14 protein-coding genes are annotated in these 12,898 nt (G+C 60.2%); 4 read left to right on the top strand and 10 right to left on the bottom strand.

The genetic code is table 11. The annotated features are described in order from the left end of the window. Nucleotides 1–44: 44 nt before the first annotated feature. From AACY50_RS23995 to AACY50_RS23965, 7 genes are all read right to left on the bottom strand, one after another. Nucleotides 45–407 (bottom strand): Na+/H+ antiporter subunit G, encoded by a 363-nt coding sequence (locus tag AACY50_RS23995; protein ID WP_339433113.1) that lies wholly within the window; start codon nucleotides 405–407, stop codon nucleotides 45–47. Further along, nucleotides 404–682: a K+/H+ antiporter subunit F gene (locus tag AACY50_RS23990; RefSeq protein ID WP_221729610.1), complete on the bottom strand. Its 279-nt coding sequence runs from the start codon at nucleotides 680–682 to the stop codon at nucleotides 404–406. The genes AACY50_RS23995 and AACY50_RS23990 overlap by 4 nt, the downstream gene beginning before the upstream one ends. Then, complete coding sequence (locus AACY50_RS23985) at nucleotides 679–1,167, bottom strand: Na+/H+ antiporter subunit E (protein ID WP_339539253.1); 489 nt, start codon at nucleotides 1,165–1,167, stop codon at nucleotides 679–681. The genes AACY50_RS23990 and AACY50_RS23985 overlap by 4 nt, the downstream gene beginning before the upstream one ends. After that, a complete protein-coding gene (locus tag AACY50_RS23980; RefSeq protein WP_339495743.1) occupies nucleotides 1,164–2,843 on the bottom strand; it encodes a monovalent cation/H+ antiporter subunit D in 1,680 nt (559 codons plus the stop codon). Before AACY50_RS23980 ends, AACY50_RS23985 begins: the two co-directional genes overlap by 4 nt. Further along, entirely contained in the window at nucleotides 2,840–3,184 is a 345-nt protein-coding gene (locus AACY50_RS23975) for a Na+/H+ antiporter subunit C (RefSeq protein ID WP_016775082.1), read from the bottom strand. Before AACY50_RS23975 ends, AACY50_RS23980 begins: the two co-directional genes overlap by 4 nt. After that, entirely contained in the window at nucleotides 3,184–6,102 is a 2,919-nt protein-coding gene (locus AACY50_RS23970) for a monovalent cation/H+ antiporter subunit A (RefSeq protein ID WP_339539252.1), read from the bottom strand. Before AACY50_RS23970 ends, AACY50_RS23975 begins: the two co-directional genes overlap by 1 nt. Before the next feature lie 243 nt (nucleotides 6,103–6,345). After that, nucleotides 6,346–7,281: a DMT family transporter gene (locus AACY50_RS23965; protein ID WP_339433117.1), complete on the bottom strand. Its 936-nt coding sequence runs from the start codon at nucleotides 7,279–7,281 to the stop codon at nucleotides 6,346–6,348. 85 nt (nucleotides 7,282–7,366) lie between these two features. Here AACY50_RS23965 and AACY50_RS23960 point away from each other — a divergent pair, with 85 nt between their 5' ends. Together AACY50_RS23960 and AACY50_RS23955 are read left to right on the top strand one after the other, a co-directional pair. Next, nucleotides 7,367–7,930, top strand: coding sequence for a helix-turn-helix domain-containing protein (locus AACY50_RS23960; protein ID WP_339539251.1), 564 nt, complete (start codon nucleotides 7,367–7,369; stop codon nucleotides 7,928–7,930). After that, entirely contained in the window at nucleotides 7,931–9,334 is a 1,404-nt protein-coding gene (locus tag AACY50_RS23955; RefSeq protein WP_339433119.1) for an FAD/NAD(P)-binding protein, read from the top strand. Between the two features lie 134 nt (nucleotides 9,335–9,468). On the opposite strand, the gene ppnN is transcribed toward AACY50_RS23955, so the two are convergent. Further along, nucleotides 9,469–10,842, bottom strand: a complete 1,374-nt coding sequence (ppnN, locus tag AACY50_RS23950; RefSeq protein ID WP_339433120.1) for a nucleotide 5'-monophosphate nucleosidase PpnN — start codon at nucleotides 10,840–10,842, stop codon at nucleotides 9,469–9,471. Between the two features lie 224 nt (nucleotides 10,843–11,066). Between ppnN and AACY50_RS23945 the strand changes: the two genes are divergently transcribed. Then, on the top strand, nucleotides 11,067–11,594 hold the full coding sequence (locus tag AACY50_RS23945) for a DUF3087 domain-containing protein (protein WP_339539260.1): 528 nt from the start codon (nucleotides 11,067–11,069) through the stop codon (nucleotides 11,592–11,594). On the opposite strand, the gene AACY50_RS23940 is transcribed toward AACY50_RS23945, so the two are convergent. Continuing rightward, nucleotides 11,591–11,977 carry a DUF2784 domain-containing protein gene (locus AACY50_RS23940; RefSeq protein ID WP_339433121.1) on the bottom strand — a complete coding sequence of 129 codons (387 nt, stop codon included), beginning with the start codon at nucleotides 11,975–11,977 and terminating at the stop codon, nucleotides 11,591–11,593. The genes AACY50_RS23945 and AACY50_RS23940 overlap by 4 nt on opposite strands. Before the next feature lie 250 nt (nucleotides 11,978–12,227). Here AACY50_RS23940 and AACY50_RS23935 point away from each other — a divergent pair, with 250 nt between their 5' ends. Then, nucleotides 12,228–12,374 carry a hypothetical protein gene (locus AACY50_RS23935; protein ID WP_339433122.1) on the top strand — a complete coding sequence of 49 codons (147 nt, stop codon included), beginning with the start codon at nucleotides 12,228–12,230 and terminating at the stop codon, nucleotides 12,372–12,374. Between the two features lie 54 nt (nucleotides 12,375–12,428). On the opposite strand, the gene AACY50_RS23930 is transcribed toward AACY50_RS23935, so the two are convergent. Beyond that, nucleotides 12,429–12,701 (bottom strand): hypothetical protein, encoded by a 273-nt coding sequence (locus tag AACY50_RS23930; protein WP_339433123.1) that lies wholly within the window; start codon nucleotides 12,699–12,701, stop codon nucleotides 12,429–12,431. Between the last annotated feature and the right edge of the window lie 197 nt (nucleotides 12,702–12,898).

Genomic DNA, 12,898 nt, shown 5'->3' with positions numbered 1-12,898 from the left:
GGCTTGCCCGCGAAGAGGTTCGCCCTGACACGGATGATTGCAAACTAACTGCCGTTCTCAGTCCGCCGGCTACTGACTTCAGCCGGCACGTCATCCCCTGCCATGCGCTTGCGGAATAACGCCGCCCGCGCCAGCAGCAGCGTGGTCACCGGCATGGTGATCGCCAGCAGAATCGGGATCAACCAGGCATGCAGGACCGGCCCGGATTTCAGCGCTGAAAAGCAGATGATCGACGCCAGTGCGACGCACCATGCACCCAACGTCGAAGCCAGTGCTGGCGGGTGCATGCGCTGGAAGTAATCTTTCATCCGCAGCAATCCGGTCGCGCCGATCAGCGTAAACACACCGCCGAGCACCAGCAGGATCGCCACCGCAATCTCGACCCACAGAGACCATTCAGCGTTCATTCGATCACCTCGCCACGCAGCAGGAATTTCGCCAGGGCAAACGAGCCGACGAAGCCGAACAGCGCAATCAGCAGCGCCGCTTCGAAGTAAGTGTCACTGGCGTAACGAATGCCCAGGGTCAGCATCATCAGCATTGCAACGATGTACAGATAATCCAGTGCCAACACCCGATCCTGCGCCGACGGCCCTTTGAACAGGCGGATCAGGGTCAGCACCATTGCCAGCGAGAACAAAAACAGCGTCAGCAGGATCGCGTTCGACAGGAATGGGCTCATTCGTAAATCTCCATCAATGGCCGCTCGTAAGCAGTCTTGAAGTGCTCAATGAACTGCGCTTCATCATCCAGATCCCAAATGTGCAGCAGCAAAATGCTGCGATCCAGCGACAGTTCCGACCACACCGTGCCGGGCACTACCGTGCAGATCATCGACAGCGCAGCCAGGCCGTGGGCATCGCGCAGGTCCAGCGGCACTTTGACAAAACACGAGCGCGGCGGGCGGCGGCCGGCGTTGAGCACGCCCCACGCCACGATCAGGTTGGACATCACCACATCACGGCCGACAAGCAGGAGCATACGCAGGATCGTCCCGGGACGGCGAATGCGCACGGGTTTGGGACGCAATTTACGCATCATCAGCGGCGCAGCAAAACCCAGCATCATGCCGAGCAGCAGATTACCGGGGCTGACCGACAGATTCAGCGTCAGCCACAAAACACACAGCGCCAGGGATAACAACGGTGCAGGAAACACGCGCTTCATGGCTGTACCTCCAGGATGGCGGCTTTGGCTTCCGGGCTCGGTACGGCGCGAGTGCCGAGCACGGCCATCACGTACTGCTGCGGGTTGTGCAAGGCATCAGCGGTCGCTTGGGTGTAGCGCAGCAGCGGCTCAGCCTTGAACGTGAGGAGGATGCTCAACCCCAGCAACAGGAAAATCGGCGTGCATTCGAGTTTGCGCAACAGCGGTGAAGGGCGCTCTTGCGGCGTCCAGAATCGCTGGACGCCGAGGCGCGAGAAGGCCATCAACGACGCCAGCCCGGAAAGGATCAGCAGCACAAGCAGTGCCCATGCCGCATTGGAAATCGGCGCGTCAGTGCCCAGCCCCAGCGGATTGAGCAGCGCACCGATCAGGCTGAGTTTGCCGATGAATCCGGACAGCGGCGGCATGCCGATAATCAGCAACGCGCAGGCGATGAAACTCAGGCCGAGAAACGCCATGGTCCACGGGATGACCTGACCGACCACGGCTTTCTGCTCGTCATCGAGGTTGATGCCTTTGGGCGGTTGCAGGGATTCCTGTGGACGTGGCAGCAGTTCGCTTTCGTCTTCCAGCGCAATCTCGTTGGCCGAGCGTGAACGCTCGATCAACTCAGCCAGCAGGAACAGTGCGCTCAACGCCAAGGTCGAGCTGACCAGATAGAACAGTGCCGCGCCGATCAGGTTCGGCTGGGCGAAACCCACGGCCGACAGCAGTATCCCCGCCGACACCAGAATGCTCAGGCTGGCCATGCGCTCAAGCCGTTGCGCAGCAATAATCGCCAGCGCTGCGCACGCAATCGTCGCCATGCCGCCGTAGATCAGCCAGTCGCCACCGAAGAAGGACGAAGCCCCAGCCTGCCCGGAGAACAGCAGGGTCCACAGGCGCAGCAGGGTGTAAACGCCGACCTTGGTCATGATCGCGAACATCGCCGCCACCGGCGCGCTGGCCGAAGAGTACGCCGGCACCAGCCAGAAGTTCAGCGGCCACATACCGGCCTTGGCCAGGAACGCTACCGCGAGAATCCCCGCACCGGCGTGCAGCAAACCGCGGTCGGCTTCCGGCACCAGTGGGATTTTCAGGGCCAGATCGGCCATGTTCAGCGTACCGGTGACGCCATAGATCAGCGCCGCACCGATCAGAAACAGCGACGAGGCGAGCAGATTGATCGAGATGTAATGCAAACCCGACGACACCCGCGCCCGGCCGGAGCCGTGCAGCAACAGACCGTAGGACGCGGCCAGCAGCACTTCGAAGAACACGAACAGGTTGAACAGATCAGCAGTGAGGAACGCGCCATACAGGCCCATCAACTGAATCTGGAACAATGCGTGGAAGCTTGAGCCCGCGCCATCCCAGCGCGCCATCGCAAAGAGGAGGGCGCTGACGCCGATGATCCCGGTCAGCACCAGCATCAACGCTGACAGGCGATCGACCACCAGCACGATGCCGAACGGCGCCTGCCAGTTGCCCGGCAGGTACACGCCGATCGAGCCGGGCACGCCAGTGGTCTGCGTCCATTGCAGCAACATCACGGAAATGAACAGGCCAAGCAAGCTGGAGAACAGGTTGATTTTCGCCTTCAGCGGTCGGTGTTTTTCGCCGAGCATCAACATGATGGCGGCGGTCAGCAGCGGCAGCAGAATCGGTGCGGCGATCAGGTGAGTCATCGCCATCATTCTTTAGGCTCCCGGCCGTCAACGTGGTCGGTGCCGGTCAGGCCGCGCGAGGCGAGCAGAACGACGAGAAACAACGCGGTCATGGCGAAGCTGATGACGATCGCCGTCAATACCAAAGCCTGTGGCAGCGGGTCGGTGTAGTGCAGCAAATCTTGCGTCACGCCGTCCTTGATCACCGGCTCCTTGCCGATAAACAGGCTGCCCATGCTGAAGATGAACAGGTTGACCGCGTATGACAGCAGACACAGGCCCATGACCACCTGAAAGGTCCGTGGTCGCAGTATCAGCCAGACGCCGGACGCGGCGAGGATGCCGATGGCGATTGCGATGACTTCTTCCATCAGACGGCTCCTTTGCTGGCGACGGACTTGGGCAACGATGCGGTCTTGTGCCCGCGCACCGATTGGTGGGCGAGGGCGGTGAGGATCAACAGCGTCGAACCGACCACCACGCCGTACACGCCGATATCAAAGAACAGCGCACTGGCGATATGGATCTCGCCCAGCAGCGGCAATGCGAAATGCCAGGTGTGCGTGGTCAGGAACGGGTAGCCGACCGCCAGCGCTCCGAGTCCGGTCGCCGTGGCGAACAGCAACCCCGTCCCCATCCAGCGCAGTGGTCGCAGGCTCATTTGCGCCTCGACCCACTGTGTACCGGCCACCATGTATTGCAGGATGAACGCCACCGACATCACCAGGCCGGCGACAAAACCGCCGCCCGGCTGATTGTGGCCGCGCATGAACAGGTAGAACGACACCACCAGAGCAATCGGCAGCAGCAGTCGTACCAGCACCGCTGGCACCATCATGAAGCCGAGCGCGGTATCGCTGGCCGTACGCGGGTTGACCAGATCGGTGACCACGTCCGGCGCCAGCAGGCGTTGCTGTGCGGGCAGTTGCAGGCTCTCTTTCGGTGGGCGGAAGCGGCGCAGCAAGGCAAACACGGTCAGTGCCACCGCGACCAGCACGGTGATTTCGCCGAGGGTATCGAAGCCACGGAAGTCCACCAGCATCACGTTGACCACGTTGCTGCCGCCGCCCTCAGGCATGGCGTGACTGAGGTAGAACGAGGAAATGTCGTTCGGTGTCTGGCGCGTGAGCATGGCGTACGACAGCAGTGCCATGCCACCGCCGACGGCAATCGACAGCAGCAAGTCGCGCAGACGACGAATGCGCGCCTTGCGCAGGGTGCTCGGCAGTGGCGAGACTTCTTCGATCCGTCGTGGCAACCAGCGCAGGCCTAGCAGGATCAGTACCGTGGTGACCACTTCGACCGCCAATTGCGTGAGGGCCAGATCCGGTGCGGAGAACCAGACGAAGGTCACGCAGGTCATCAGGCCGCAAACACTGACCATGGTCAAAGCCGCGAGACGGTGATACTTGGCTTGCCAGGCGGCACCAAGGGCGCAGGCAATTGCCAGTAGCCACAGGGTCACGAAGACGATGGAGCCGGGGATTTTCGGCCGGTCGCCCCAGCTCAGGCTGCTGTGCAACATCGCAATCAGGCCCGCGAGCACCGCCGCCAATACCACCAGAAACAATTGCATTTGCAGGCGACGGGTGCCGAGTCGGCGCTCTACCCTGCGGGCCATGCGCATCATGACGACCAGACTGCGCTCGAACAGGTGCTTGCCGTTGAAGCGGCCTATCAGTGGCGGATATTTGAAGCGCCCGCGCTTGAGCTGCTTGCGCAGCAACAAATAGACGACGATGCCGGCGGACATGGCAATCAGGCTCATGATCATCGGGGCGTTCAGACCGTGCCAGATCGCCAGGCTGTACTCCGGCAAGGTGCCACCCACCACGGGCAGCGCGGCGGCTGCAAGCAGCGGGCCGACCACGTGCGCGGGGAAAATCCCCACGACCAGGCAGGTGAACACCAGCAGTTCGACCGGCGCACGCATCCAGCGGGGTGGTTCGTGCGGGGTGTGCGGCAGGTCGGTGGCTGGCGGGCCAAAGAACACATCGACGGTGAAGCGTAGCGAGTAAGCAACGCTGAACGTACCGGCGATGGTCGCGACAATCGGCAACGCCGCTTCGACCCACGCGGTGGCGTTGATGAACACGGTTTCGGCGAAGAACATCTCCTTCGACAGGAAGCCGTTGAGCAACGGCACGCCGGCCATCGAAGCGCTGGCAACCATGGCCAGCGTCGCTGTGAACGGAATCAGTTTGATCAGGCCGCTGAGTTTGCGGATATCGCGAGTACCGCTTTCATGGTCGATGATGCCTGCCGCCATGAACAGCGAGGCCTTGAACGTGGCGTGGTTAAGGATGTGGAACACCGCCGCGACGGCGGCCAGCGGACTGTTCAGCCCCAGCAGCAGGGTGATCAGGCCGAGATGGCTGATGGTCGAGTAGGCCAGCAGACCCTTGAGATCGTTCTGGAACATCGCGCAATAGGCGCCGAGCAACAGCGTACATGCGCCGGCACCGCTGACGATGTAGAACCATTCTTCAGTGCCGGACAGCGACGGCCACAGGCGCGCGAGCAGGAAAACCCCTGCCTTGACCATGGTTGCCGAGTGCAGATACGCGGAGACTGGCGTTGGCGCCGCCATCGCATGGGGCAGCCAGAAGTGGAAGGGGAACTGGGCACTTTTGCTGAGTGCGCCGATGAGGATGAGAGGTAATAGAAGAGGGTAGAGGGCATGTGCGCGAATCTGATCGCCGGCGGCCAGGACCTTGTCCAGGTCATAGCTGCCGACGACATGGCCGAGGATCATGACCCCCGCCAGCAGACAGAGTCCACCGGCCCCTGTAACCATCAATGCCATATAGGCACCGCGGCGGGCGTCCGCGCGGTGGTGCCAGTAGCCGATCAACAGGAATGAGAAGAGGCTGGTCAGCTCCCAGAAAAACACGATCTGGATCAGGTTGCCGGAAATCACCAGCCCGAGCATGGCGCCCATGAACGCCAGAAAAAACGCGAAGAAACGCGGCACCGGGTCGTCCGGAGACATGTAATAACGGGCATATAAAGAGACGAGCGTGCCGATGGCGAGCACCAGCATCGAGAACAACCAGGCGAAGCCGTCCATGCGCAGGACGAAGTTCAACCCCAGGCTGGGGAGCCACATGAACTCTTCGCGGATGACGCCGCCATCGGCGATTTGCGGATACAGCATCGCGACCTGGACGGTGCCGATCAGAGCGACCAGACCTGCCAACAGGGATTCGGTATTACGCGCATTGTGTGGCAGCACCGCTGCCAGACAGCTGCCTATGAAAGGCAGAAGCAGTAGAACTATCAGGGACATAGGCTTCTAATCTGCGGAAGTTTGTGAAGCATCATACGTGCCAGCTCCCCGATCACCAAACGCCAGGATGTCTCAGAATCCTACAAAATAGTCTGGAAATTTCTGTTTGGCATTGTTTCGCAGGAAAGGAAGTTGCCAGTGATGGCCCCATCGCGAGAAGGCTTACGCTCACGGGGGACAAACAATACCTGTGGGCGCGGGCTCGCTCGCGAAGGCAATGCTTTGGACAGCACCCAGCCTGGTTTAACCCTGAGTTTCCCGCTCCAGCTCAGTCTCTGCTTCGGCAGCTTTACCCTTGGTCTTCAACTCACTGACAATCACTGCCGCCACAATCAACCCAGCGCCCAGCAGTGCAATCGCTGGCAAGCGCTCACCGGCAATCCGTCCGACAATCCCGGCCCACACCGGCTCACCGGCATAGATCAACGTGGCCCGCGTCGGCGATACACTCTTCTGTGCCCAGTTCATTGCCACCTGAATCGCCGCACTCGCGGCGCCCAGTCCCAGTGCGGTCACCAGCAGCGTCCAGGAAAAGTCCGGAATCGCTTCGTTCGTCGGCACCACCAGCAGAAACGACAAGACAGCCGTCACCGCCAACTGCACCACGGTCACCCGGCGCACATCGACTTGCCCGGCATAAGTGCTGATCAGAATGATTTCGGCCGCAATGGCAATGGCGCTGATCAGCGTGGCGATTTCCCCGGGGCTGAAATTCAGCGAGGCCCCCGACGGCCCCGACAGCAGCATCAAACCGGTAAACGCCAGCATGATACCGATGCTCGGCATCAACCCCGGTCGCCGCCCGAGCACCAGCCATTGCAGCAACGGGACGAACGGCACGTACAACGCGGTGATGAATGCTGACTGACTGCTCGGGATCGATTGCAGACCGACCGTCTGCAAACCGTAGCCGAGCATGATCGCCACACCGATGAAGGCGCCGGCCTTGAGTTCGAACAGGGTCAGTTCGCGCAGATGGCGCCAAGAGAACAGCGCCACGATGCACGCCGCAGCGGCGAATCGCAGACCGACAAAAAACATCGGCCCACTGACGGTCATCGCGTGTTGCACCAGCAGGAAAGTGCCGCCCCAGACCATGGTGATCAGCACCAGCACGCACTCGGCTTTGCTGAAACGGGAGAAACGGAGGGAGGTGTCGGGGCGATTCACTGACGTCATGACCTTGCGCACTATAAAAGGCAGGACGCACAATGCGCCCAACGTTGCGCAGTATACTGCCCAACCCCACCGAGTGAGCAATATAGTGCCCAAAGATTCCAGCCAACGAGCGTCCGTCCTGCAACACGTCAGCCAGAACGTCCGGCGTCTGCGCCACGCGGCAGACATGAGCCAGACCGCGTTGGCGGAAAAATCCGGGGTGAGCCGGCGCATGCTGGTGGCGATCGAGGCGGGCGAAAAGAATGTCAGCCTGACCACCCTCGACCGAGTCGCCGAAGCACTCGACGTCGCCTTCAGTGATCTGATCCAGGCATCCGACGCGCGCGATCCGAGCCGCATCAACGAAGTGGCGTGGGCGGGCACGATCCCTGGCAGTAAAGCGGTGCTGCTGTCCAAAGCCACGGCGACTCGCGAAGTCGAACAGTGGGAGTGGTGCCTGCAACCCGGCGAGGTCTATCCCTCGCAACCGGATGCCGACGGTTGGAGTGAGCAGATTTATGTGTTTGCGGGTTGCCTGACGCTGATGCTCGGCGATCAACCGCAGCACATCAACGCGGGTGAGTTTTTCATGTTCGCCAGCAACCAGCCGCACGCCTATCGCAATGATGGGGATGTGGCGGCGCGGTTTGTCCGTAATGTGGTGATCTGAATGAGTCAGAGCGCAGATATCCTGATTATTGGCGGCGGCCTCAGCGGCACGATGCTGGCGGTGCAATTGCTGCGTCTGCCCGGTCAACGCAAGATTCTGATCATTGAACCGCGCGCCGAAGTGGGGCGCGGCGAGGCTTACAGCGCAGTCGAACCTGGCCATACGCTTAATGGCAACGCGGCGCGAATGAGCGTCGACCCGGATAACCCCAATGACCTGACGCAGTGGCTGACCGAGCATATTGCCGCTGGTGGCTGGCCGGAGTCGGCTGAGCAAAATGTACCTGTCAGTGAGTTGTTCCCGCCTCGTGGATTGTTCGGCGTTTACGTGCAACAACGGTTAGCCGAAGCCCGCAATGCCGGTGCGCAACAAGGCTCGACAGTCGAGCATGTCCGCGCGGAGGTCGTCGATCTGCACGCCGATGCGGATTCAGTGCACTTGACCTTGAGTGACGGTCAACTTTTACACGGCGCATTTGCTGTGCTCGCCACAGGCATGTTTCCCGCCGCACGCACGCCGCAGAAAGAATCTAGTGGCCTCAACGCCACCGCACTTGACCCTTGGGACGTCGCGGCCATGCGCCAACTCGATCCGCAATCGACCGTGCTGATCATCGGCTCCGGCCTGACCATGGTCGATGCCGTGGTCTCACTGGAACAGGCCGGGCATCGCGGGCCTATCGAGGTGTTTTCCCGTCACGGCTTGCTGCCTCACGTACGGCGCCAACCACCGGTTTGGGTGGATTTCCTCGCTGAAGATCCTGGCATTCGCTCGCCACGGCAGTTGCTGCGCGAATTGCGTCGGCATTGCCGTGAGGCCATCGCCCAAGGCATTGATTGGCAGGCGCCTCTGGACACGGTGCGCGCTCACATCGGACGCTTGTGGAGTCAGGCGACTGACGTGCAGCGTCGACAATTCGTACGGCATGTGCGGCCGTGGTGGGAGAGTCATCACCATCGTTCGCCGCCGCTGAGTGCGCAGTTGGTCGAACGGCTGCAGGGCGAGGGGCGGTTGCGGATTCAGGCGGCTTCTTTCAAAGGGCTTGAAACGTGCGTGGCGGACGGTGTGAGTATTCGCATTCGTCGCCGTGGTGAGGCTCAAACCTGTGTAGTTCATGGCGCTGCGCTGATCAATTCCAGTGGCATCGAGTATGACTGGCGTCGGGTGGCGCGACCGTTGCCGCAGCAGTTGCTGGCGCGGGGATTGGTGCGACCGGGGCCGTTGGCGTTGGGGATCGCGGCTGCGATTGATGGTGCAGTGCTGAACGAACACGGGCAGGCAGCGAATCGGCTGTTCGCCATGGGCCCGCCGTTGCGCGGGATGTGGTGGGAGAGTACGGCAGTGACCGATGTGGCGTTACAGGCGAAGGCGTTGGCGATGCGATTGTGTGCTGAGCAAGGCTGAGGATTGAGGTTGCTGATCAGGGCCTCTTCGCGGACTTGCCTGCGAAGAGGCCAGCAGGTTCAACATCTCTGTCTACTGGTCTGGCCTATTCGCTAGCAAGCGAGTTCCCACAGGGTTGTGTAGCGGCTGAAAGCTTACGCGACCACTTGATAACACGGCACATACGCCGCGCCGCCCGGCAGTTTCATCCGGTGCTGCGCAACGAAAGCTTTGAGCAGCGCATCGAGCGGTTGCATGATCGCTGCGTCACCACGGATCTGGTACGGCCCGTGTTCTTCAATCAAGCGAATGCCCTTGTCCTTGACGTTGCCGGCCACGATCCCGGAGAACGCCCGGCGCAGGTTGGCCGCCAGTTCGTGTGGCGGCTGATCGCGGTGCAGTTTGAGGTTGGCCATGTTTTCGTGGGTCGGATCGAACGGACGCTGGAACCCCTCCTCGATTTTCAACAGCCAGTTGAAGTGGAAGGCGTCGTTGCGCTCGCGGCGGAATTGCTTCACGGCTTTCAGGCCCTGAGTCATCTGGCGCGCGACTTCGGCCGGGTCGTCGATGATGATTTCGTAGTGCTGTTTTGCGGCTTCGCCAAGGGTGGCGGTGACAAACGCGTCGAGTTGCTCCAGATACGGTGCGGCATGTTTCGGCCCGGTCAGTACGACCGGGAACGGCAGGCCTTCGTTGTCCGGGTGCATCAGGATGCCCAGCAGGTACAGAAACTCTTCAGCAGTACCGGCGCCGCCCGGGAAGATGATGATGCCGTGGCCAACGCGCACGAACGCTTCGAGGCGTTTTTCGATGTCCGGCAGGATCACCAGTTCGTTGACGATCGGGTTAGGCGCTTCGGCGGCGATGATGCCCGGCTCGGTCAATCCGAGGTAGCGACCGCCATGAATGCGTTGTTTGGCGTGGGCGATGGTCGCGCCCTTCATCGGGCCTTTCATGACGCCGGGGCCGCAACCGGTGCAGATGTCGAGGCTGCGCAGGCCCAGTTCGTGGCCGACTTTCTTGGTGTATTTGTACTCTTCGGTGTTGATCGAGTGGCCGCCCCAGCACACCACGATTTTCGGCTCGACACCCGGGCGCAGGGTGCGAGCGTTGCGCAGCAGGTGGAAGACGTAGTCGCTGATGCCTTGCGAAGTGCTCAGGTCGATGCGTTGGCTGTCGAGTTCATTCTCGGTGTAGACGATGTCGCGCAGAGCGCTGAACAGCATTTCCCGGGTGCTGGCGATCATTTCGCCGTCGACGAAGGCGTCGGCGGGAGCGTTCAGCAGCTCCAGGCGCACACCGCGATCCTGCTGGTGAATGCGGATTTCGAAATCCTTGTAGGCTTCAAGAATGGTCTTGGCGTTGTCGACATGCGCGCCGGTATTGAGGATGGCCAGGGCGCACTGGCGGAAGAGGGTGTAGGTGCTGCCGGATCCGGCTTCGCTCAGTTGCTGAACTTCACGTTGAGAAAGGGTTTCCAGGCTGCCCTTCGGGCTGACCGAGGCGTTGATTACGTGTCGTTGGGTCATGCAATGATCCTTAAAACGATGTCATCTCAAGACGAGGCGATGGCATCCGAATAGTGTGTATCCATGAATGAAGATGGCACGATCTGCGCTGTACCGCCATGTCCCCGTTGATTGATAAAAAGATGAAAAGGAGCCCCAGCATAGCTAAATCCGCCGCAGAGGCGATAATGCCCCGGCCGGTTTTTTCCGTTGCCCTTTTTTGCCGCTCAAGGAAGTCATTCGTGATGTTTGAAATTCAGCCGATGGATGCCGCTACTTTTCGCCAGCAGACCCGCCGCAGCACGATCATCATCGCCGTGCTGTTTCTGGTGCTGGCGATGTTGTTTTCGGCGGTGGCAGTGGCGCTGTTCGGTGAGCCTGGCGGCGATAATCTGCGGTTCAATGTCGGTGGGGTGTTTGTCGCGTTCCTGTTGACGGCGGGGCTGTTGCGCGGGCGATTCTGGAATCAGAGCTGGATGGCCCCGGCTGTTTATAGCTGGCGGCTCAAGCGTAGCCTGATGAGTGTCACCAATGTGATGCATCAGGTGACGGCGGCGGTAGAAAAAAACGATCCGACGGCGATGAAGGTGTTGCGCTTCTATCATCTGGGGCTGACCCAGATGCATGAACTGGACGGTAACTCCAGTGATCACGGGCAACTATGGCGGGAAGTTGAGCAGCATAAGGAAAGCATGCAGGCGTTGGGGCTTGATATCGATCAGCCACGCCTCGATCCGGCGTGGCTGGAAGCCTTGAAATCCGCGTCGCGTTAAAACGGAATGCGCCTGGCTCGGCGCAGTTTCCACGAGCGGATCAGCCGCCCATAGACCAACAGGTTGACCGCCAGCACCACGCTGGCGAGTGCCAGTTGAATCTGCGGTGTCAGCCCGGCCGGGTAGATGATCGGCCAGATGTAATGCTCGATGAATCCACCGGCGTATTCGGTCTGTCCGGCGGCGTGGCGCATCAGGTTTTCCCAGTAGGTCAACGGACAGGTCAGGTGCAACACCTCGACCGCGAAGCCCCACGCGGCGGCGGGCAAGTGCAACCACATCAGCCGTGGCCACTTGAGCACCAGCAACCCGCCGAACAGCACGAACACAATGAACAACAAATGAAACAGCACCAGCCCGTCGGCTGCGATTCGGTACAGCATGTTGTCTCCCTGACGCGATTGTGAAAGGCGTTATGTTACGCGCAGGCCTTGGGCAATGGCGCAAGCTTGTTCAATCCAGAGAGGTTTTTTAATGGCACCGTTATCAACGGCTTTTCTGGATGGAGAGCGTTATCTGCGATTCACGGTTGCCGCGCAGTAGGTTTCTTCAAGACGCTGGTGGTTGTAAGTTGCCCGCGTGAAACTGCTCTACGCTGTAAGGAGGGTAATTTACTTGTGGCAGGAGGTGTGCATGACGACTGAGCAAGAGCATCCTGAACGGGATGACGATGAGACGGATGAGCCGACGCAAGAAGAAATAGAGCGGGAGAAGCACAAGGAGCAAACCTGGAAACACGATGACGGCAGAGAGCTATCGGAGCCTGATCGCAAGTTGTAATTGATTCTTGCGAAAAAGCCCCGCATCAAAGCCTGAGCGGGGCTTTTCGTTATTTCAGAGATCGTCCATCTGCGTGAAATCGGGGTGTGAGGCCCGATATCCCAGGGTTTTGTCGATCCAGGCATTGAGTTCGTTGACCATCACCGGTGCCTGACCAGGATACTCTTCGAGGGTGGTGCGCAGGATACGTTCGATGTCGGGAACGGCACGCAGGTTTCGGGTTTTTATGTAGTGGCCGATAAAACAGTCGAGTTGAAAGCGTTCTGTCATGGACAGATGAATACACTCCAGGTCGTTGGCCTGTTTGATTGCAAAATCGTCGCGCAACTTGGTTCTCTGCAGGTTTGAAAAAGTTGTTGGGGATTCCTGGTTTTGTTGACTCTTCGGTCAACTGATATGCCAAATGGAAATGCGGCGCGCATGCTATCGCTAGCGCCTCTAAATGTATGTATGACGGTTGAAATGTCTGACAGGCGGTTAGTTCGTTCAAACGACTGTTTCGCGTTGGGCTGTGTCATTGTTGA

Origin of the sequence: Pseudomonas sp. RA_15y_Pfl2_54, assembly GCF_963971015.1 — a bacterium.
Taxonomy (GTDB): domain Bacteria; phylum Pseudomonadota; class Gammaproteobacteria; order Pseudomonadales; family Pseudomonadaceae; genus Aquipseudomonas; species Aquipseudomonas baetica_A.
This window is presented reverse-complemented; position numbering and strand designations above follow the sequence as displayed.

Excerpts from the sequence above, each read along its gene's own strand:
- AACY50_RS23995 (WP_339433113.1), bottom strand. The coding sequence starts at position 407 with ATGAACGCTGAATGGTCTCTGTGGGTCGAGATTGCGGTGGCGATCCTG.
- AACY50_RS23990 (WP_221729610.1), bottom strand. The coding sequence starts at position 682 with ATGAGCCCATTCCTGTCGAACGCGATCCTGCTGACGCTGTTTTTGTTC.
- AACY50_RS23985 (WP_339539253.1), bottom strand. The coding sequence starts at position 1,167 with ATGAAGCGCGTGTTTCCTGCACCGTTGTTATCCCTGGCGCTGTGTGTT.
- AACY50_RS23980 (WP_339495743.1), bottom strand. The coding sequence starts at position 2,843 with ATGATGGCGATGACTCACCTGATCGCCGCACCGATTCTGCTGCCGCTG.
- AACY50_RS23975 (WP_016775082.1), bottom strand. The coding sequence starts at position 3,184 with ATGGAAGAAGTCATCGCAATCGCCATCGGCATCCTCGCCGCGTCCGGC.
- AACY50_RS23970 (WP_339539252.1), bottom strand. The coding sequence starts at position 6,102 with ATGTCCCTGATAGTTCTACTGCTTCTGCCTTTCATAGGCAGCTGTCTG.
- AACY50_RS23965 (WP_339433117.1), bottom strand. The coding sequence starts at position 7,281 with ATGACGTCAGTGAATCGCCCCGACACCTCCCTCCGTTTCTCCCGTTTC.
- AACY50_RS23955 (WP_339433119.1), top strand. The coding sequence starts at position 7,931 with ATGAGTCAGAGCGCAGATATCCTGATTATTGGCGGCGGCCTCAGCGGC.
- ppnN (WP_339433120.1), bottom strand. The coding sequence starts at position 10,842 with ATGACCCAACGACACGTAATCAACGCCTCGGTCAGCCCGAAGGGCAGC.
- AACY50_RS23945 (WP_339539260.1), top strand. The coding sequence starts at position 11,067 with ATGTTTGAAATTCAGCCGATGGATGCCGCTACTTTTCGCCAGCAGACC.
- AACY50_RS23940 (WP_339433121.1), bottom strand. The coding sequence starts at position 11,977 with ATGCTGTACCGAATCGCAGCCGACGGGCTGGTGCTGTTTCATTTGTTG.
- AACY50_RS23935 (WP_339433122.1), top strand. The coding sequence starts at position 12,228 with ATGACGACTGAGCAAGAGCATCCTGAACGGGATGACGATGAGACGGAT.